At 46.6% G+C, this 20780-nt stretch carries 15 protein-coding genes and 2 pseudogenes; 6 read left to right on the top strand and 11 right to left on the bottom strand.

Features of this window, described 5'->3' with window-relative positions; all coding sequences use genetic code 11:
• Positions 1-91 precede the first annotated feature (91 nt).
• Positions 92-427, bottom strand: a pseudogene (locus HNI00_RS03355) (ISKra4 family transposase); the annotation flags it as partial.
• Between the two features lie 67 nt (positions 428-494).
• On the opposite strand from HNI00_RS03355, the pseudogene HNI00_RS03350 reads away from it, so the two are divergent.
• From HNI00_RS03350 to HNI00_RS03335, 4 genes and pseudogenes are all read left to right on the top strand, one after another.
• Positions 495-997, top strand: a pseudogene (locus tag HNI00_RS03350) (IS1/IS1595 family N-terminal zinc-binding domain-containing protein); the annotation flags it as partial.
• A gap of 216 nt (positions 998-1213) precedes the next feature.
• A complete protein-coding gene (locus HNI00_RS03345) occupies positions 1214-2296 on the top strand; it encodes a transposase (protein ID WP_316790676.1) in 1083 nt (360 codons plus the stop codon).
• The gene (locus HNI00_RS03340; protein ID WP_316790674.1) at positions 2283-2585 is read left to right on the top strand and encodes an ArsR/SmtB family transcription factor; all 303 of its coding nucleotides are present in this window, start codon (positions 2283-2285) and stop codon (positions 2583-2585) included. The genes HNI00_RS03345 and HNI00_RS03340 overlap by 14 nt, the downstream gene beginning before the upstream one ends.
• Before the next feature lie 273 nt (positions 2586-2858).
• Entirely contained in the window at positions 2859-3266 is a 408-nt protein-coding gene (locus HNI00_RS03335) for a hypothetical protein (RefSeq protein WP_316790672.1), read from the top strand.
• 262 nt (positions 3267-3528) lie between these two features.
• On the opposite strand, the gene HNI00_RS03330 is transcribed toward HNI00_RS03335, so the two are convergent.
• A complete protein-coding gene (locus HNI00_RS03330; RefSeq protein ID WP_316790671.1) occupies positions 3529-4017 on the bottom strand; it encodes a PDDEXK family nuclease in 489 nt (162 codons plus the stop codon).
• The gene (locus HNI00_RS03325; protein WP_316790669.1) at positions 4014-4253 is read right to left on the bottom strand and encodes a helix-turn-helix domain-containing protein; all 240 of its coding nucleotides are present in this window, start codon (positions 4251-4253) and stop codon (positions 4014-4016) included. The genes HNI00_RS03330 and HNI00_RS03325 overlap by 4 nt, the downstream gene beginning before the upstream one ends.
• Positions 4254-4389: 136 nt before the next feature.
• Here HNI00_RS03325 and HNI00_RS03320 point away from each other — a divergent pair, with 136 nt between their 5' ends.
• Positions 4390-5364: a DNA-methyltransferase gene (locus tag HNI00_RS03320; RefSeq protein WP_420156291.1), complete on the top strand. Its 975-nt coding sequence runs from the start codon at positions 4390-4392 to the stop codon at positions 5362-5364.
• A gap of 167 nt (positions 5365-5531) precedes the next feature.
• On the opposite strand, the gene HNI00_RS03315 is transcribed toward HNI00_RS03320, so the two are convergent.
• From HNI00_RS03315 to HNI00_RS03280, 8 genes are all read right to left on the bottom strand, one after another.
• Entirely contained in the window at positions 5532-7280 is a 1749-nt protein-coding gene (locus HNI00_RS03315) for a hypothetical protein (protein WP_316790666.1), read from the bottom strand.
• 84 nt (positions 7281-7364) lie between these two features.
• A complete protein-coding gene (locus HNI00_RS03310) occupies positions 7365-9485 on the bottom strand; it encodes an FHA domain-containing protein (protein WP_316790665.1) in 2121 nt (706 codons plus the stop codon).
• Between the two features lie 77 nt (positions 9486-9562).
• Positions 9563-11167 (bottom strand): protein kinase domain-containing protein, encoded by a 1605-nt coding sequence (locus HNI00_RS03305; RefSeq protein WP_316790663.1) that lies wholly within the window; start codon positions 11165-11167, stop codon positions 9563-9565.
• A 20-nt stretch (positions 11168-11187) separates the two neighbouring features.
• Entirely contained in the window at positions 11188-12798 is a 1611-nt protein-coding gene (locus HNI00_RS03300) for a protein kinase domain-containing protein (RefSeq protein WP_316790661.1), read from the bottom strand.
• A 371-nt stretch (positions 12799-13169) separates the two neighbouring features.
• Positions 13170-15641 carry an ATP-binding protein gene (locus HNI00_RS03295; protein ID WP_316790659.1) on the bottom strand — a complete coding sequence of 824 codons (2472 nt, stop codon included), beginning with the start codon at positions 15639-15641 and terminating at the stop codon, positions 13170-13172.
• A 52-nt stretch (positions 15642-15693) separates the two neighbouring features.
• Positions 15694-16152, bottom strand: a complete 459-nt coding sequence (locus HNI00_RS03290) for a hypothetical protein (RefSeq protein WP_316790657.1) — start codon at positions 16150-16152, stop codon at positions 15694-15696.
• Between the two features lie 475 nt (positions 16153-16627).
• Complete coding sequence (gene tnpC / locus HNI00_RS03285; RefSeq protein WP_316788009.1) at positions 16628-17995, bottom strand: IS66 family transposase; 1368 nt, start codon at positions 17993-17995, stop codon at positions 16628-16630.
• A gap of 145 nt (positions 17996-18140) precedes the next feature.
• Positions 18141-18437, bottom strand: coding sequence for a hypothetical protein (locus HNI00_RS03280; RefSeq protein ID WP_316790655.1), 297 nt, complete (start codon positions 18435-18437; stop codon positions 18141-18143).
• A gap of 525 nt (positions 18438-18962) precedes the next feature.
• On the opposite strand from HNI00_RS03280, the gene HNI00_RS03275 reads away from it, so the two are divergent.
• Positions 18963-20762 (top strand): GMC oxidoreductase, encoded by a 1800-nt coding sequence (locus HNI00_RS03275; protein WP_316790653.1) that lies wholly within the window; start codon positions 18963-18965, stop codon positions 20760-20762.
• The last annotated feature ends 18 nt before the right edge of the window (positions 20763-20780 follow it).

The following is a 20780-nucleotide window of genomic DNA, read 5'->3' as shown; positions in this document are numbered from 1 at the left end:
TTCTTGATATTTTTTGAACTTCTTAAATTTTTCATCAAAGGCATGTAACAGGCGTAGCTTAATTTGTTCATCTGTTCATCTGGGGAGCGTGTCACCTTCTTGAGAGAAAAAGGTGTTGAGGATCGAGATGTGCATTGAGATAAGCACAGCGATGCGCTAGAACTTGTGGTGCATGCTCTGGATTCCAACTGGCTCCCGATAACTGAATCCGACGGTCAATCTGTTTGACCCAAGACTCCACATCTCCAGAACCAATCGCACAAATGCCTTCTGCTTGAAAATACTCATAATTGACAATGCGATGACGATGCTCCCGGAGATAGTTTTGAAAACACTTCGCCTGCTCTAGAGAACAATCCTCAAATACTGCAATGGCTGCATCTACTCGCCCACGCCAAAGCAGGTGACGTGCTCGGGTATGACGTTGCAAGGTCGTGCGTCAGTCTAGCGTGGGATTGGTAGAGTAGAGCAAAACCTTAAGCGGAAGGAAAGCGATGGAATGCCCTCTATGCAGTCATAGCAAAGCTCATAAGCATGGCAAGCTGCCAAATGGTCGTCAACGCTACCTCTGCCCTGCTTGCCACCAAACCTTTTGTGAGTCGTTTGATACCCTTTATTATCGTCGCCACGTCAGTCCTGAGCAGATTCGCCAAGTGCTGCAAGCGCATAGTAAGGGCAGTAGCCTGCGTGGCATCAGTCGTACCAGTGGACTTGCCTACAACACCGTGGTGAGCCTTGTGCGGGCTGCCAGTCAAAAAGCACAACTGGTGCATAACCAGGAAGTCCAATCCGTCGAGACCGAGGAAGTCTGTGCCGACGAGATGTGGTCATTTGTCGCAAAAAACAGAAGCATTGCACCAGTGAGGAATGCAACCGGGGAGACTGTTGGATTGGCTTGAGCTTGGCTCGCGCCAGTGGCTTGATACTCGCCGCCTGCGTGGGCAAACACACCGATGCGTTCATTGAGCAATTAGTGGTCAACACCGAAGGAAAGACCTTGGTTGACTGACAAAAGTTGTCTAGAAGCTGCTAGACAGCTTGCGGTGCGGTAGTTTCAGAGATCTAAGGAGAGAGAGGGGAGCCAGCGTTCTAAGCTTAGATACCACTCAAAAGCATAGATGTTGTGAACTCCCCTCTCTACAATGCCTTGAACACTTGGCTGGGTCAATCGTTACCCTGGGCGCATCGTGGGCATCTGACGACCTGCCTGTGGATGGTCATTGCCTTACTCCAGCGTGGAGAAGTCAACCTGACGCGGTGGCTGCCCTATGTCCCCTGTCGAGGCGTGCAGGCGCAAAGCAAACAACGACGGCTCAGTCGTTGGCTGCACAACAGTCGTCTGAACGTCCATCGGCTGTACAAGCCGTTGATTCAGGCAGCGTTAGCGGATTGGGCTGAAGCGTGCCTGTACCTGAGTTTGGACACCTCGCTGTTCTGGGATGAGTATTGCTTGATCCGTCTGGCAGTGGTGCATCGAGGTCGAGCGTTGCCTGTGGTGTGGCGAGTCCTGAAGCACCGCAGTGCGTCTGTCACCTTCGATGCGTATCGGGAAATGCTCCACCAAGCCGCCCATCGATTGCCTCAGGGGGTGAAGGGGGTCGTGTTGGCCGACCGGGGCTTCATTCACACCGATGCCATGACCGCTATCACGACTCAACTCGGGTGGCACTACCGCATCCGCATCAAGCGGGATAGCTGGATTTGGCGGGCAGGTCATGGATGGTGTCAATTGAAGGACATTCACCTTCAGCGTGGGGAAGCCCGCTGTTGGCACACCGTGAAGCTCCACAAAGGGGAGTGGTATGGTCCGGTGCATATCGCCTTTGGCTACAACAACGTCAATGGCGAGTTTTGGGCTATCGTCAGCGATGAACCCACCAACCTGCACACCTTCGAGGAATATGGTCTCCGCTTTGATATAGAAGAGGCGTTTCTCGATGACCAATCCAATGGATGGAATCTCCAAAAGTCCGAGATTCGCTCTGTCTGCGCCCTATCCCGCCTCTGGTTTCTCTTGGCGGTCGCTACCCTCTATGTGACTGCCCAAGGTGTTGAGGTTGTCGCAACGGGTCAACGTCGGTGGGTTGACCCCCATTGGTTTCGCGGCAACAGCTACTTTCGGATTGGTTGGGATTGGGTAAAAGCAGCTTTAGAAAATGGTTGGCAACTCATTCGTCAGGTTCGTTTTACCCATAACCGCAATCCTGAACCTGCGATGGTCTCTCGCAAACAGCATGAGCAGCGTGCCTATCGAATCGAGTTCAAAATACACACGTACTGCTATGTCGCCCATTAGTTTTGTCAGTCAACCAGCAAACCCTGTGCGAATTCAAATTTTAGATGCGCTACGACTGGGAGAACAAAGCGTCGGCTACATAGCAGAATGGCTTGAAATTGAAGCTTCGGCTGTTTCTCAGCAGTTAGCTGTGCTGCGGAGTCGCAATTTAGTCACCAGCCGCAAGCAAGGGAACTATGTGTTCTACTCTGTACGTGATCCCGCTTTGTTTAAAGTTCTCGATGCGGCACTTGAAGTGTTCAACAATCACCTAGTGGATGTCCGCGATGCCCTTGAACAGTTGGAGTAAGAAGCATCGCCATCCCCACTGAAGCCATATAACGGCAAAGGTCAGCAGTTGCAGACTGGCTTTGTCGCTCTACGAGCAAGAACGGTCGATCCACTGCAACAGCGTTGTCAGCGGGAGCATGCACTGGCTGGTTTGGCTGACCCTTACTCTGCTACTCCCAAACTATCCCAAACCTAACTGCCCTTACCCACTGTACTCTGAGTGCGTTTCGTCGCCGCGAACAATCCCAGATAACGGTCTCAACCCACCTGCTGCGTGACGCTTTGCTGCTTGATGAATGATGTTGCAAACAAACTGAGCGATCGCCCTTCATCTCCCAACACCCGCACCTTTAGGCGATCGCCCCTTATCCGGCAGCACCGACACCTTTGGGCGATCGCCCTTCATCTCCTTGCACCCGTACCTTTCGGCGATCGCCCTCATTTCCCAACACCGACACTTCTGGGCAATCGCCCCTTATCCGGCAGCACCGACACCTTTGGGCGATCGCCCTTCATCTCCTTGCACCCGTACCTTTCGGCGATCGCCCTCATTTCCCAACACCGACACTTCTGGGCGATCGCCCCTTATCCGGCAGCACCGACACCTTTGGGCGATCGCCCTTCATCTCCTTGCACCCGTACCTTTCGGCGATCGCCCTCATTTCCCAACACCGACATCTTTGGGCGATCGCCCCCCTGATCCCTTTTGGGACGTTGCACACTGACCCAAGTCTGTCGCTACCCAACCTCTGCGGCTGACCCGAAAGCGGCTGGGAGTGTGCGGCTTGACCCAGATCTCGAAGAACCAAGCCTTTGCAATTGGGGGGCGAATCGCCTCCTCACCGATAAGCTGACTGAACCAGAGCGCTGAGGGCTAACGGCTCAAATCAGCGGCGGCAAGTGACCTCGAACTTAGCACCAGCGGCTTTTACCCGTCCGCTGCATTTGAATTGTTAGACGGTTTAACTTTCGGCTGAGTACAAAAGAGAGCCATGCGCCATCACATACTTGAGCGGAATCTTAGGATTGTTAATATCTCTTCCACCTCTGCTATGCCATGTTATTTCCCACTGGCTGTAAAAATACTCAAGATCATCTGGAGTCAGCTTGTATATGGCAATGAGGTTAATTCCTCTATAGACAGCAAATATCCAATCTACTTGTCTATATTTTTCAATAATTCTGGGATTGATGTGATGATGCGTTGAAAAACTCTTAGTTAAGGCTATATTGACCGACTTTAGCTCATACTCGTTACCAAATTCATCTACAGCATCATTGCCTTCTCGACCAGGCAAAATTACTAATCCAGTCACTAGCAAAACCTGAAGAATCTTACCACCGTTATCCTGAAAAATATCGTTGATACCGTGCTTGGTCGCAAGCTCTTGATACCTCTGGATATACGGGAACAGCTCATCGAGAATCGCTTTATCTGGATGAGGCATCATTCTGATTCGTCCCTTAGAAGTTCAGCAATGTCAACCTCCAAGGCTTTAGCGAGACGCTCCATGTTATCAATCGATACATTGCGCTCACTGCGTTCAACAGAGCCTACATAGGTACGATGCAGACCTGCCAAGTCAGCAAGTGCCTCTTGCGACAGACCCTTTACCTGACGAATCTGTCGTAGCCTTTTTGCAAAAAGTCTTCTAGCATCAGATGACACAGGCTTGGAGATTGACATAATCTCCATAATTGGGATAATGATGACGATAGGTCTACAGACTATAAGTAGCGATTGAGGGCGAGTTATCTTGCAGCAAGTAAAATTTCCTATAGATCTTGAGCCTTTTGGGAATGCACCAGTCTATTCGACTGATATGGGTGCATCCTTTTGTGGTGACTCCCTAGAACTGCTCAGCAAGATACCAAACAACAGTATTAATTTAGTCTTGACTAGTCCTCCGTTTGCGCTTCAGAGAAAAAAAGAATACGGCAACAAAGACCAAACTGAATATGTTGAGTGGCTTGCCAATTTTGCTGCGATTGTCTATCAGAAGCTTAAAGATGACGGCAGTTTTGTCTTGGATTTGGGTGGAGCTTATGAAAAAGGGAAACCTGTCAGAAGCCTATATAACTTCAGAATTCCAATTCACTTTTGTGATGAAATTGGTTTTTTCCTGGCAGAAGACTTCTACTGGTTTAATCCGTCAAAATTGCCTAGCCCTATCGAGTGGGTCAATAAGAAAAAAATAAGAGCGAAGGATTCTGTGAACACAGTATGGTGGTTCAGTAAGTCTGAATTTCCCAAATCTGATGTAACCAAAGTTTTAACAGAATATAGTCCTAGGATGAAAAAGCTTCTCGAAGATCCAGAGAAATTTTACGATCCTAAAAAACGTCCATCTGGACATGATATTGGTAAAGGTTTTGGAAAGGACAATGGAGGCGCAATTCCTTCTAACCTTCTACAAATTCCTAATTCTGAGTCAAATGGTCAGTACCTCAGAGGTTGTAAGGCTTTAGGTTTAAAGGCTCATCCCGCACGATTTCCTAGCAAGTTTCCAGAATTTTTTATTCGTTTTCTGACCGAGCCTGGAGATCTAGTCGTTGATATTTTTGCAGGCTCTAACACAACTGGCTTTGTGGCTGAACAGGAAAATAGGTATTGGTTGGCTTTTGAGAGAGAACTTCAATATCTTGCAGCATCTTCCTTTCGCTTTATGGAAGAAAATGCAGATGAAGATGACATTAGGCTTTTATATAAAGAAATTATGTCAGGTGAGTCTCGGGAAATAGTTCATCACTCAAAACAATTACGTCTCTTCGAGAGGGTGAAGCGCTATCCAGCGTAATGAAGTACGAGGTTGCGGGGATTGCCGTATAACGATTGAGTTCAGCGGCGGCAGATAACTTTGGTATCACCACCGACCATACTCATTCCGCCGCTGCAACGATTTGTTGTGCCGCGCCGCTTAGCGACTATTTTTGTTTACCTGATGGCACAAATCAAGCACGAAAATTAGAAGCCAAAACTGCTTCCAATATCTTCTATCACGCTACCAGGATCACTGACAACCTCAGCAACCTGGCTTACTTCTTCAGGTATAGGTACATATTCTTGAACATGTTGTACGACATACTGCTCAGCTTGAGCCATGTAAGTGCTAGGGTCTGTACTATATCTGGGTATCTCAGGAACGTAACTGCTAACCTCCTCCACAGCACTCTCCCAAACCGCATCGGGATGGGTGACGATACCAGGAGCATCAACTGAACCACTGTACTGATAACCAGCACCCACACCAATGGCTGCACCCATATCGATTCCGTACTGGATTTGACCATCTTGATAGCCCATATCAATATTTGCATCCACGCCAATTCCTGCTCGTGCGTCTACACCGCCTTCACCACGAGCAAACTCATTCCCATCAATTGATGCTGCTCCACTCCCACCTAGTTCAGCTTTAGCCCCTGCAAAAGCTTCTCCGCCAAGAGAACCACGGGCACCATCTGATGAAACATTGAGATCACCACTGCCTTCCGCTTCGGCTCCTGCGAAGGCGTTTGCATGTCCTTGTACTTCGGCTCCTGGTTGATGATTAATGCCATCAACATCTAACGTGCCTTTATAGGCTGCATCAACATTCGCTTCTGCACCAACCATCGTTCGTCCCTGAACATATAGGTTAGCTTCCTCAGAGTTCCATTCTGCTCCAGCCTCTCCTCTACTGGATGCACCAATCAAACTCTCAGCGTCATAGGTAGCATTAGAATTCAAGCCTATTCCAGGAGCAACTTCATCTCTACCAGTGTGATGAGTGCTGTGACTGGCTTCCCAACCGACACGACCTTCATAGCCATAGCGCACCCGACCATCTTCTAGACTTCCCTCTTGATAGGTGCGGAACTCTTGCACAGGTTGATCAGGAATACCTAAGCCTGCTGCTTTCATTTCATCGGGAATATTGTCATTGATCTCCTTAATGCTTGCAAACAGCCCATCTTCCGTTGAGCTTGTATTTGATCCAGTCGTAGCATCAGCGGTTGCTGAAGTTCCAACAAAAGCAGCATCAGCAGGTGATTCACCGATATAGGTAGTTGAAATCATTTCCCCATCAGAATTGAAAACGCCGGTATTACCTAAGCCATCATAATTTTGGACAATAGTATTTCCCGTGACAGGATCATAAGTCGAAGATACGGTTGCCCCATTCGGTGTTTCAGCAATAACATCTCCATCCGTTTCAAAAGTCACTCGGCTACTATCTGAATTGTTAAACCTGATGTCTCCATCATTTTCCTGGATAATTGTCATGCTTGTTGAGGCATCATAGCCAGTTGTCTCACCTGTTGAAGCATCATAAAAGGCGCGGCTACCATCGGCATATTCTGTCAATACATTACCATTGGCATAGTGGTACGTAGTTGTACCTGTTTCAGGATTGTAGATAGATTCTGGAGAGTCATGAATTTGCGTTTGGAATGCTGATTGATCCACACTCAAAGGAGTTGATCCAGTGGAAGATGGGTGAACTTCAGGGTTGACAGAATTAGTGCTAGACGAAACTGAACCATCAACATTTTTAGATGACGGTGTTTGACTTGATTTTTGATCAGGTGCTTCATTCTCAGAGGTTTGATCTTTCGCAAATGCTTGACCTGCATAAACTCCACCCGCTGCTGCTGCCCCTGCTGCGGCGGCTGTACCCACTGTGGGTGCGACCTTCTTGATCTTTTCAAAGAGTCCCATTGTATGAATCTCCAAATAATAGGGTGTGCATGTGTATAAAACAAATGCTGATAGCTGAAAAATTTCTCATTCTGACAAAGTGATCTGATTTAAAGAACGTCACCCTCCCAAACGCTGAATTTGCTCGAAGGCTATCCTGTCTTTGGAGAGCAGTTCTTGTCGCGTTTTGTAACCTCTCGAAATATTGTCTAGTTCCATGAGATATCTTCTAACTTGTTCATCAGTAGTATCTCTCGCTTTTCTAAAACGTCGATCCTCTGATTCAATCGCTGAAGCTACTTCTTGAGCAACGCGGTTGAGAAGATAGCGGGCAACGTTTTTATAGTAATTAGATGTAGTACGTCTTAAGCTGTCCACAACCTGTTCTATTTTTAGTTTCTGTTGTTGAGGTCGGTTAATCGAAACACCAATTAGACCTACAAGAGCAGATGCAGCATTTGCTCCCTGCATCACGGCATGAGGAGACACTGGTTGTCTTGCGCTCACACTTGCACTGATGCTGATTGCAGCTTGTGCTGACAGCATAGCAATTCTGGCAATACCACCAAACGTATCTCCTGAACTTTCGCCGTAGGAGATATCAGCTTTTATTTCAGTAAATGATGTGTTGAAGTGACTAGAAAAATCGAGTCTGGCAGCAGGCGGGTTAAATGTGTTTGCAAGCTCAAACTCAGGCAAGAAGTTGAGTTGTTGATAAGCCCTTCGCGCTAATCCTTCTAAACCCTGTCCTTCGATCGAGTAGCATATAGTTTCCCACTGTCGATCGCCCCACTGGGTCAGCTCAGATTGAAGGAAATACATCATTGTCGTATGAAGATCTTGTCGATTCTGTGGCTGAAGTTGAATACAGACCTGTCCATTCAGCTTGTTGACCACGGGTTCTAGCTGATTAACAAAATCTTCAGTCTTTTGCAGAAGGTTGCCAGGTACGAAGTCTGCTGAAAAATCTTCCCTATGTCGAGAGAAGACAGTTCTAGCTTCTCGGAAGAAATCTTCTCTTGATTCTTCTACCTGTTTTTTTGAGCTAATGTAGCGATCATGCCAATATTCCAGGGAGCTGCCTTTTAAGCTAGCTTCAGATCTTTGCATATCATTTTTCAGTGCTGTTTCAGCAGCGCTCAAAATCTGGTCAATTCGTTGAATTTGTGGCTGGATTTTTCTGCTAATCTGGTTAGCCAATAGTTCTATACCTCGCTCCTTCGCAAGTTTGATAAAAGGAGTTGCGAATTCAACAAACCTTTGTTCTATCGCGGGTTCTAACGGCTTAGAAGGAGTATTGGGGTAAAAGGAATACAGCGGAAGCTCAACAATATCTAGGTTATCTGCTAGTTGTGGATAGTTCTTCTCGCCCCATTCCTGAATGGAGCTAAGATTTTCCGTGATTTTAGAAACATCTTCGGGCTTAGTCCCTGAAACATCTGCAATAATCACAAGACCAGAGATTTCAGCCTTGCTAGCTCGATCGACTAGTTGCTTTTCAGATGTGCTAAGTGGTTGAGTCGGATGGATGACCAGAAAAATGAAATCTGCATCAATCTGATTTGAGTCAGGATTGTCAGATGTTGAAGCGATGTTTTGCCCTTCAAACGTAAACTCCGGAGCTTTCTCGCTTGCAGTTGGATAAGCTAAAGTGATCCTATCGCCAGGTTGTAAGACTTGACACCCTTTGATTTTTTGACCATTAATATAAGTGCCATTGGTACTGTTCAGGTCGCAGATTTGCCATGATTGAACAGATGAGCTAATGCTGGAAACGGGTTGTATTTCAGCATGGCGACCTGAAACTTTTTTGTACATAGGCAATGGAATATGGATCATTCTAGTATCGTTTTGATGTTGAAGATCCCGACCTATGAGAAGGCTTTGACTAGAAGACAGCCTGTATCGTTCTTCTGATTGCTTAACAACAGTATTGTCCTTCAAAATCAGAGTTGGAGCTTGAGAATTTGAAGCATCTGTTGCACTAACTAGCAAATCTAAGATTGTAGAACTGTAAAACTGTCGCAAACCTTGATGAGCATTAAAGTAATTCTGCACTCCTTCAGCTAAGAGAGGAAATTGACTGAATATTTGTGCAGATAGCTGACGAGCATTGAAAAGTGGCGCAATCCTTTTCAGGTCGTGATTGACTTCTGTCAGGCAGCGATAGCTTGTTCGAGTAGAAACGAACTGGTTCATTGCCTGAAAAAGCTGATTTAAATTTGCTACATTGCTCGTCATGATACTATCTAATTCATATTTAAGTGTTATACACTTTACTTCTGAGCTACTAAATAGTAGCTTCGCATTTTGAGCTGTTAAGTATTATTTGCATTTCTTGAATGCCGATTGTACAAGCGGTTTATTCCCCAACCTGAAAGAATGGGATCTATCAAAATTCCTGGCACAAAAGCAAGAATGGGACTTACAAGAGTCATCAGAGAAACGAGAGAAGACGAAGCAATCGCCAACAATATCCACCAAGCACTTTGCGAAAAATGTTTTCGTAAATAGTTTAACCATTGTGCCAACCCAATTAATCCACCACCAATTAATCCGATACCAATCTCAAGGACAGGATCTGTAGAGATAGTTGATGTGCTCCTCATATAGCCGCTAGAAGCCATAAGGGAACCATAAATAACAAAACCAATAGTTGTTGCGCCAATCCAACTGCTGGCATTTGGCATTTTCTGCTTCAGGGAAAACCATTGAAATGTTCCTAGAATCAAGCCAAATGTTCCCCACATTACTGAAGATGTAAAACGCGAAGTAACCACTTGATCCCATTCCCAGCCAGTCACACCAGAGCAAATGACTGCTACAATGAAGAGACCAATTAGACCTGTGATAAATCCTCCTAAAGATAACCAAAACCACTTCCAAAAAATACCGCCAGATTTGCTGGCAGATGATGTAAGTTTTGTAGATACAGGCTGTCCTTCTGGTGAAGGCGTTACTGGTATTTGTTTAGCCTCTGGTCGCGCTGGAGTCGAAAAGGTAGGGGATTGCTTAGAGTTTAATGCCTGTAGAAGTTCTTGAGAGTCTGCCGGACGTTGACGCACTAAAGTCGCTGTCATCTTATCGAGCAAGTCTGCCAATTTTTGATTTACATTGGGTACATATTCTCGCCACTTCAATCCATCATTATAAGCATCGTAAGGAATTTCTGAGGGTTCCTTTCCTGTCAATAGGAAGATAAAGGTCTTTCCTAAAGAGTAGAAGTCAGATTGTTTTAAGACCTGACCATTCATTTGCTCTGGTGCTGTATAGCCAACCGAGCTAACTGTGGTTCCTGCTGCCATGTAAGATGCAACCTCGGTACCACCGCCTGCGGCTGATGTGGCAACCTGTGTACCAGTTCCTTCACGAACTGCACCAAAGTCAATCAAGGCTAGACTGCCATCAGGTTTAAAGATAATATTTTGCGGTTTGATGTCTCGGTGCAGAATGCCTTGCTCATGAACTGCTTGCAGAATCAGCACGAGTTCTTTAAACCAGCGTTCAGCCGTTTCTGAATCAATTGGATGTCTGAGTTGCTTGAGATAATCTCGTAAGTTCATACCCTCCACTTTCTCCATCACTAGGCAATGAACAGGTGCTTGTCCATCAGCAGGATGAAAGACGGTATAGCTGTTTGGCTCAACTTTGGGAATACCCGGATTATCTAATTGACTGAGGACTTCTGCTTCTCGTTGAAATAACTCCACTGCTTTAGGGGAGTTATTAATCAAAACTTTGATGACTTTATTTCGTACTCCTAGATCAGCAGCTTCATAGGTTTTACCGAAACCACCATTACCCAAAACTTTTGTAGCACGATAGCGCTGCTTCAGTAAAAGAGACGATTGACAATTCTGACAAAACTGGGCGTTGTCAGGATTGTCAGGTTGATCACAACATGGATTGATGCAAAGAGTCATAGATTTACCGATGAATAGTTTCAGAAGCTTTTACAGTGATTTTGGGCATAAATCGGATCTGAATTAGGAAATTGTCCTTGCGGTAAGGCAATCCTTTGCTCAAGTTGCCCATCAGCAAAACATTCCCAATAGACAGCTACAGTTCCATCATCATTAAGGCAGCCTGCCTTGAGAGTCTCCCGGCAATAAGGTGCAGAGTTGTTAACCTGTTGAGGCACAGGAGGGACTGGTTCACTTGAAGCCTTGGCTGCATAGAACGCATTCACAACATTTTGCTGCTTCAGAAAATTTGCAAAGCTTTGAGCATCAGTTTCACTGCCAAACTGGGCAACTTGAACAACCTGTCGCCCTTCATAGTTTTTAATCCAGGCATCCCCGCAAAAATTGCTTCTGATGTAATCTTTTTGGGATGGATCATCAACATATACCTGATAACTTGTACCACCACTACCACAAGTGCCTTTTGGATAATCAGATACAACTGGGTTAGGTGAGCCAGGGTTATCTGAAACTGGATTTTGATAACTGGCATTCTGGGAGATTACAAATGCTCCAATTCCGACAATCCCAACCCCGACTAAAGCCAAAATTCCAAACCACGGTGTTTTTCGTTGAGGTGTTGGGAGCGGCTGAGGACTAGATGGTTTAGGATGTATGCTTTGACTAGAAGGGCTACTTGGTGTGGGTTTTGGTTTTGGTGAGGTCGGAGTAGTTGGTGATTGTTTGAAGTTCAGCACTTTCAAAAGGTCTTGAATACTAGCAGGACGTTGTCGCACCAGCATAGATGTCATCTGATCTATCAATGTTGCTAAATTCGTCTCCACATTTGGTGCGTACTTGCGCCACTGTAAAACATCCTCATGAGGATTGTAGGAAATCTCCGAAGGCTCTTTTCCCGTTAACAAGAAGATGAATGTCTTTCCCAAAGAATAAATATCGGACTGTTTCAGCGCTTCACCATTCATCTGTTCTGGTGCCGTATAGCCTGCTGATACTACACTTGTTCCACCCGCCACATGAGACGCAACCTCTGTTCCACCTTTTGCCGCTGTTGCAACCTCAGTACCTGTTCCCTCTCGTACTGCACCGAAATCAATAAGCGCCAATGTACAGTCAGGTTTGAAGATAATATTCTGTGGCTTGATGTCCCGATGTAGAACCCCCTGCCCATGAACCTCCTGCAAGATAAGGGCAAGCTCTTCTAGCCATCGTTTCGCTGTCTCTGAATCAATGGGGTGTCCCAATTGTTTGAGATAATCCCGCAAATTCATCCCCTCTATCTTCTCCATTACCAAGCAATGAACTGGGGCTTGCTCATCGTGTGGCTGAAAAACGAAATAGCTGCCCTTCTCTGCTTTAGGAATTCCCGCTGAATTGTGAGTGCTCAAAAACTCAGCCTCGCGCTGAAACAACTCCACTGCTTTAGGTGAGTTGTTTATCAAGACTTTGAGGACTTTGTTGCGAGTTCCTAAATCAGACACGTCGTAGGTTTTACCAAAACCGCCTCCGCCCAAGACTTTTGTAGCGCGGTAGCGCTGCTTCAGCAAGAGTGCCGACTGGCAGTTCTGACAAAACTGGGCATTGTCAGGATTTTCAGGCTGTGTGCAACGTGGGTTGATGCAGAGGGTCATAAATCAGGGTTGACGACAAATGATATTCAAATATTCATAGCTACTTCCGCATTTTCACTGAAGAATCAGGAAAATTCATCAAATCTTCTTTATAGAGTAAATGACAAGTGATTTTGCACTCCTGATAACCTTGCTCTGCTAAGAACGATCGCTTTCCCACCGATAACCTCTCGGATGCAACCCCACCGATAACTCAGCGGCACAACGGTTCGCTTGAGCGGCTGCAAATAAGCTCGAACTCAGCACCAAGATCTCTCGGCAGTCCGCTCCAAGCGAATTGTTAGACCGCTATTCTCTAGCCTTTTGGATTTTATAAGTCCTCAAATTTCTAGGTCAACTTTGCACATACCAAGTTCAGAGTCTCTGGATCTTCAAATGTTTACATCTGTGCTGCTAAACTCCAAATCTCTCTGAAGCTCATAGTACAAAATTGCACGTTTTCCCGTCTGCGTAGTATCCCACCAACATGTAGTAGCACTAAGGGTTGCCCCAAAAACAAATGGAACTATTTTCTCAAGAAATTTCCTAATAGACTTGTCTACCGCCTTACCAATAACTGCTTTAACAATCTCTTCTGCTGCTTCTTTAACAATTCGTCGCATTATCTCTTTGAGAGCATCTTGACTTGCCGCGCTTCTGAAACGCTTAGCTATTGCCTTTTCCTTAAATAGTTTAAGCACCTCTTGTTCTGAAGAGAAAAGGATGGTCAAAGCATCTTCCTTAGTAGGAGATACTCCATAGACATGAGCTACAAAACATATGATATATACCTGAATTGACCAACTTTTAATAATATCTATTGGGGTAGTAATCAGAGCACTTTCCAAACTGAAGAAGCCTGTTAAAGCACCTAAAATGCCATCAATAGCTGACGAATATTTAATCACATCTATAGAATTCTTTTGGGAAATATTTCTATTGTTCAAAGTTTGAGAATCATAGAATGAATCGACGTGAGACTTGGCAAGCTTAGAAAATCCTTCAGAAAAAAAGTTATTCATAACCCCATCAAAAAAATTATTCATGACTTCCTGGAGATCAGGAAGTCTATCTAAATTCTTTATGGCATGAAGTACAGAGTCATTTATTTGAGGTTCAAAATTTTGAATCAACCATTCATAAATTTTAGAAGAAATCGCTTCAATAGACTTAGAGATTGATTCTGCTGATTCAGAAATTGGATTTACTACTGCCGAAGGAATTAATAGCCAGTTTGTTTTGTCAAGTGCATCTTTCCTTTCAAGATGTTTCTTTGTTAATTCCGCATCATTCAAACGCTCAGCTTCTTCTAAACTTGCATCAATAAATTTAATTTCTTCCTCTTCTAAGCCACCAACATTCTCAAAGGCATTCAGAAGCCGGAATTGTACAATCTGGTAAAGCCTAGATCCTCTCAAAAGCTCTTGCTTCGCCTTTAACTCATTACCTTCCTCACGGGCTTTTGACCATTTTCTTACTTCTGCCATTAACCAGTGTTTAAGGATATGAGCTTCTTTTTCCTGTTCAAGCCACTGTTTTAACTCATCCCAAGAAAATAGTAAGATTTCATGGGCAATTTCCACAGTTGCTTTATTACTAATTACCTTGTTTTTTTCTGATTTAGAATACTCACTACTGCTAATTAGTAGATTGTTATCAATAAGTTCATGCAAAATCTTTTTTGCCGACTCTCTCGAAAACTCAGATTGATAAGCCCGTTCGCTAACTGGTCTATCACCCAAACCAGTATTAACATATCTCACTAGTTTCAAAAATATTTGCTTTGTAGTTATTTTTTCTTCCTGGTTTAAGCGACTATAAATTTCGTTGACTCGACTTTGTAATGCACCTCTTACTCCCTCTAAAGCGTTATAAGTTCTCTTATTTAAAGTGCGATCTGCAATTTCAAGCCGACCATCAGCACCAATAGTTTGACATTCAATTTTCCAAAGTAAATCTAGAGTGTATTGTAATAAAGGAAGAGATCCTTTCTGTCCTTTAACTTCGTCAATGATTTGTTCAACCAAACCTTCCTCAAATACGACTCCATGTTTTGCTGCTGGTTGCTCAATCGCCTGTCGAAGTTGATCAGGATACAGTTCACTGACTAAATGAATATTCTTCTGGGCAATTGCAGCGAAATCTGGATAGAAACTAAATTGCTCTAAGAAGTCAGATCTCATTGCCAAAACAATCTTGACAAAATTATCTTTAGACCTAACAAACTGAACCAGCCCTGAAATAAATTTCTCGCGTTTATCATCATCACAAATGGTAAACAACTCCTCAAATTGATCGATAAAGATTAGCCATCTTTCCTCACCTTTTCTGAGATTTCTTATTACTTTGCTTAAAGTGTCTGGTTCTGATTCTAGGGCTGTTTCAGCTTCCTGTTTGCTAAACTTTTTGTCTTTTTCCTCACTACGCAAACATCGGTATAACGAATCAAAGGGATCTTGATCAGGTGTGAAGATAAAGTCATAGAATGCTTGAGCTTTTAAGGATCTCTTTAATTCGGGAATTACACCAGCTCGCACAACAGAAGATTTGCCGCTCCCAGACGCACCTAGAATTAAGCTTAAACTGCTTTGATTGACGGCTTCGCAGAGTTCAGCAATTAGTTTATCCCTACCAAAAAAATACTCTCTGTCTTTGAGATTAAATCTTTTCAATCCTTGATACGGTGAATCTAGTTTTAGCTCTTGCTGAGTAACCTTAGCAGCAGAAATTTCGACAATGCACGTCTCGATGTTATGTATAGTAGCAAAGACCTCCTGGGAGATATTTCCTACAGTGATATCGCCACCTGCGCTAACGCCACTTAAGGCAGACTGAGTGAAAGAGTCTTTTTCAGGAATGCCCATCTTCTGTTCTCTTTAAGTTGAAATAGATTATTGAAGCGTTCACACAAATAGATTAGCCTTGCTGCTGCTTTAAATTACCAATTTTTAGGTCTCCGCCAATCTTCATATCGGTAGCAGCTTCCTGTTTTACTGAACCACCTGATGTAGCAGTTTGCTCTACATCACCAATTTCAGCACTACCTACGACATCAATACCCTTTAAGAAAGTTTGGCTCACTTGTTGATTGGATTTCAATTCATTTACTACTTCATTCAGGTTCTTGGCAAATGTTTCATCTTGTGAGGTTTGCATTTCCAGCATCATCTGAAACATTGACTTATTGTTTTCAGAGGGATTTTCTTGAAGTTGTGCCAAGACTCCTTCAACTCCCTTCTCTTTAAACTTACTACGGATTATATTGATCAATTTGCTAATTTGATCAGCGGCAGCTTCTCCTAATTTTTCACCACTCTTCTCTAACGCTTTGAAAATGAGTACCGAAGCTAGTGCTGTTACAGTTAAGGGTTCCATGAGTCACCTAATAGATAGATTAGTTTTTCTTTGCTTCTACAATACAGAGCTTTTCTCTAAATAACCGGAAGAATTACTGTAAGTTTGTAAGACTTTCAAAATCTTGAAATTTTGTACTCAGTAATTGCCCTCACTTGCAAACCCTAGCTGAGTCCTAACTAGAAACTTTTTCTCACTTAAGCATTGCTGCCTATAGAGAAGTTTTAGGTTGCTCCCAACGGATAACCTTGCGGTCTAACTATTAATTAGACTGATCCCGTCTGCCTATCTACCCCCAGGAGGGGAATTAGGCTGACAGCCGTCTGTCTAAGATCCCAAATCGGGGAAATAGGCTGACGATTGTCTGTCTAAGATCCCAAATTGGGGAAATAGGCTGACAGTTGTCTGCATAATACCCCTGTTTTGGGGAGTTAGGCAGATGGGTTCACAAAGGCTTTAGACAAGCGAGGCTGAGAGATTGTGGATTTGTAATTACTCAACCCAATAGCCAATCGAACTGATGTGAGGTAAGGGCACGAGAAATGGCATCAAAGGCAGAAATGCCCTGACGCTTTGCAGTATTGACCAGCGAACGCACCTGAGCGAATAACTCTGCTCCCCAGTCTGAGCGGAATCCGTTGGTCACCTTGCGAAAGATTACACTCCAGCGCAACGCCTGTTCACTTGCATTATTAGTCGGCGGGATTGCCTCATCGGTCAGAAACAGTAACAGATGAGCGTGAATCTTCTGATAGCGTTTGAGCAACCTTTGTCCCTCGACTGATTTGGGCTGCAAGTTGAGAATCTCTCGGAGTGACCCACCCAATCGAGCGCAATACTGTTCGACGGTCGAGGTGGCAAGGATCTGTCGTCGCCGTTGCAAGGCAATGGCTTTGAGCAACAGCCGTTTCATCCGGGGCGCAAACAAATCATCCCCTGCATCAATCGCATACTGACAATCACGCAGTTGATGCGCTAAACATACTTGCCAGTCTTGGGCTGGATGGGCTGCCTGAGCACTGAATAAGTCAGACACCCAAATCTGCGGTTGATGCCCAGCCATCACGGTATCAATGACCGTTTTGCCACGAGTGGGACGAATCACATGCAGACACACCTGGTCGTTTTGAAACACCCATTCCCACTGGTTTTTCCCATTCACCCGCGCCCCGGTTTCATCACTACCCACTAGCCGAGCATTGCGTAAACGTTCCACAATCTTGGCAATTGGAGTTTCTAGCTGCCCCTGCACCCGTTGCAAGAGATTGGCAATGGCTCCTTCCGACAGCTTTAGACCGTAAAGGTCGCCCATCAAGTGGCTCAACCGTTGGTAGCTGATAGCATGGCTGTAGCGTAGATAGGTGACTAGACTCGCAACACTCGTACCAAAGGGAGACCCTGGCTCTAATCCGACTGGAACCGGAGCCTCATACGCCTTTTGGCAACACTGACAAGTCCCACCGTAGCGTTCAACTCGGGTGATGTGAGGGGTCAATCGGGGCAATTCAATGCGCTCGTAAATCCCACTCAATCGCTGCATTGATAAGTCAACTTCGACCCCACAGTGGGGACAGCTTTTAGCTTGGGCTATCACCACTTGATCTGGTTGTTGGCTCAATGTCCGCCCACCATTGCGGTGATGCCTCGTTTCCTCACCCTTGACGGAAGTTGATTGAACACGGCTCTGATTGGGCTTAAAGCCTTGAGATGGAGGCAGACTCGAATTCTTTGACGTTTTCTTGACCCGTTTTTGCTTCAGCTTTTCCACCTCCGCTCGCAACGTTTGCAACTCCTGCCACAGCCCGCTTATCAGGGCATCCTTTTCGCTATGGCTCAGTCCATCGAGGGGGGGCAGTTCCTTCATGGCAAAAGCTTATCATCTTCTGCTATGACCCTGCTCAGGTCAACCTAGTTGAGCAATTACGTGGATTTTGGAGTGGGGATTTTGGATTTTGGATTGAAGGGATGCCCTGCTAAAATCCAAAACCCAAAATCGCTCTTATCTGTTCTTACTCGGTTGCGCTGGGGTTGCTCCGTACTTCACGGTGGAGGTAGCGCAGCACTTCGCCGGGGCGACCGTCGAGGACGATGCCGTGGGGTAGGAAATCCAGGGCGTGCGTCCACTCGAAGCGTTCGGCGTAGCGGAGCAGATGCAGACGGTCAATCGCCATCTGTGCGTCTTCGGGGAGGCCGATGATGCAGTGGCGCAGGCGGCGACGGTGGGGCAGTTCGCAGGTGAGCGGGGGCAGCGAAAACTGGGTCGCCTCCGAGATTGGGGACGACCAGGTGTATTGAATTTTCAGCATTTGGGGTTTCCTCCAGGAAACGAGGGGGTAGGAAACCCCGAAATGTTGGCCGCCCACGGACGTGAAGCGCTGGGACAGGGCGGCCTACAATGGACGCAGCCCTGAGACAGGCACTGGCTGTCGAGGGGTCAGGTGTTGGTAGATGTTGCCGCATCTACCGACACCGTAGGTGACTAAACGACCAAAATTTCGGGGGAAACAAGCTGCTCGCACGACAGCTATGGCGCAATATATTACAGCATAGGACGGGCGATCGCCAAGCATGGTCGCCCTGTTTCTTAGCACATCTGTTCAGCACGATTTTTGGGGTAAGCATATCCGGGAGGTCTGGGAAGGGCGATCGCCCTTTCGTGCAGTGCTGAGGATCTCCTGAAGTTGGGGTGGGTTGAATGTCTTTGCTTTTTGACATAGAGCTATCTTATCTTTCAGGATTTTGGGGCGATCGCGCTGGAGATCTGCATGAAAGGGTTCATCGCTGGCTAGCGCTCCCTTTTTACGCAATCCCTCTGGAGGAAACAAGCCCCCATGTTTACCATCCGCTTTAGAACCGTCAACTATCGCCCCGATCGCCTGGTCACGTTGCGAAATAACATCGACGGCTGGGACAAAGATCTCCCCGGCATCTACGACGGCGGCGAATGGCGGTTTGAACTGCCCGAAGCCCGGTATCCCAACGGTCTTACGTTCAAGTTTGTGCTGGAGCGCACCTACTGGATGACCGGAGCCGATCGGTTTATTCAGCCCCAGGCAGGCAGCAACTTTTTCTATCAAGAGCCAGATATCCAGTTTCCGCCGATTCAGGAAATGGTGGTGGAAAATGGGCACGTCCAGCAGATGTTCTTTCCGCCCAACCTGGACGAGGCGCACCTGTTTGACGTGATTGTGATTGGCTCTGGCATTGGCGGCGGCATCCTAGCGGATCAGCTTTCAAACCGGGGAATGGACGTGCTGGTGCTGGAGGCGGGCAGCTACCTATTTCCCACCCACACCGCCAACCTGCCGCGCCAGCACCGCATCGGTCAGTTTGACAAGCACGTCTGGAGTCTCTACGACGAGTTCAAAGTCACCAATTACGCCAACGGCTATGGCTCTCAGTTCGACGGTGGGCAAGCCTTTAGCCTGGGTGGGCGATCGCTCTTTTGGGGCGGGCTGATTCCGCGCATGACCACCTGGGAAATGGAGTCCTGGCCCCGCAGCGTCCGCTGGTTCCTAGAAGACGGCGGCTATCAGCAGGCCGAAGACCTGATGAACCGCGTGCCCCTGCCGCCTACGCCCTATCGCCGCCGGGTCAAGCGCTTTTTGCAGCAGACCCTCGACCAGTTCAACCACTTCGATGCGCCAATGGCGGTGCAATATTCCAACACGCAAGACCTCAGCACCATTCCCACGGGCATGTTCTCCACGGCGGATTTGCTGATGGAGTCGATGCTGACCAATGGCCCCCAGGGCAACCAAAACCTCTCAATCAACCTCAACCATCCTGTGGTGCGGGTCGAAACGGCGGGCACATCGGTAACGCAGGTGGTTGCCTACGACCTGATTGCTCAGCAAGAGCGCCGCTATCAGGCAAAACAGGTGGTGCTTGCCGCAGGGACAATCGAAAGCGCCAAAATCGCCCAACTCAGCAGGCTCAGCGACCCCAACGGCAAAATCGGCGTTGGCATTACCGACCATCCCATTTTCTTCACGCATTTTGTCCTGCCTGCCACCGCAGAACTTTACGACCCCACGTCTTCCAGCAAGGTGCTGTGTCAATATCGCGAAGGGCCCAATCCGTTCAACATTGTGCTGGAGTTTGGGGCCGACTTTAACCAGGGGCGCTATGTAGATCTGGAACTGCTGGAGCGACATCGGCGCGAGCGGGGCAACGTCATGCTCTGCGAAATCGTGTTTTTGCTGGATGCGCCGCTGATGGAGCAAAATACCGTGCGGCAGTTGGGGCCGTCCTACGTCAGACCTGTGGTGCAGATGCAGCCCTGCCCGGTGGAGGGGGCGCTGTTTGCCGAGATGAATCGACTCAAAGATCAGCTGATTGCCGCGCTGGGGGGACAGCCACTGGTGGGCAACGACCTCAGCCTCAAGCCTGCCGGACTGGGCGGCGTTGCCCATGAAGTCGGCACGCTGCGAATGAGCGGCGAAACACAGGATGGTGTAGCGCTCAACGATGGCGTGGTGGATACCAACCTCAAGTTTCTGGGGTACGACAATCTCTATGTCTGCGACCTGTCGGTATTTCCCTCGTCGCCCGCCGCCAACCCAACGCTGACGCTGGCAGCAATGGCCATCCGTCTGGCGGAGCATCTGAAGCAGGTGACGCTGGTTTAGCGATTCGAGTTGGAGAAT

The sequence above is a fragment of the Thermoleptolyngbya oregonensis NK1-22 genome (genome assembly GCF_032705245.1).
GTDB classification, from domain to species: Bacteria; Cyanobacteriota; Cyanobacteriia; order Elainellales; family Elainellaceae; genus Thermoleptolyngbya; species Thermoleptolyngbya sichuanensis.
This window is presented reverse-complemented; position numbering and strand designations above follow the sequence as displayed.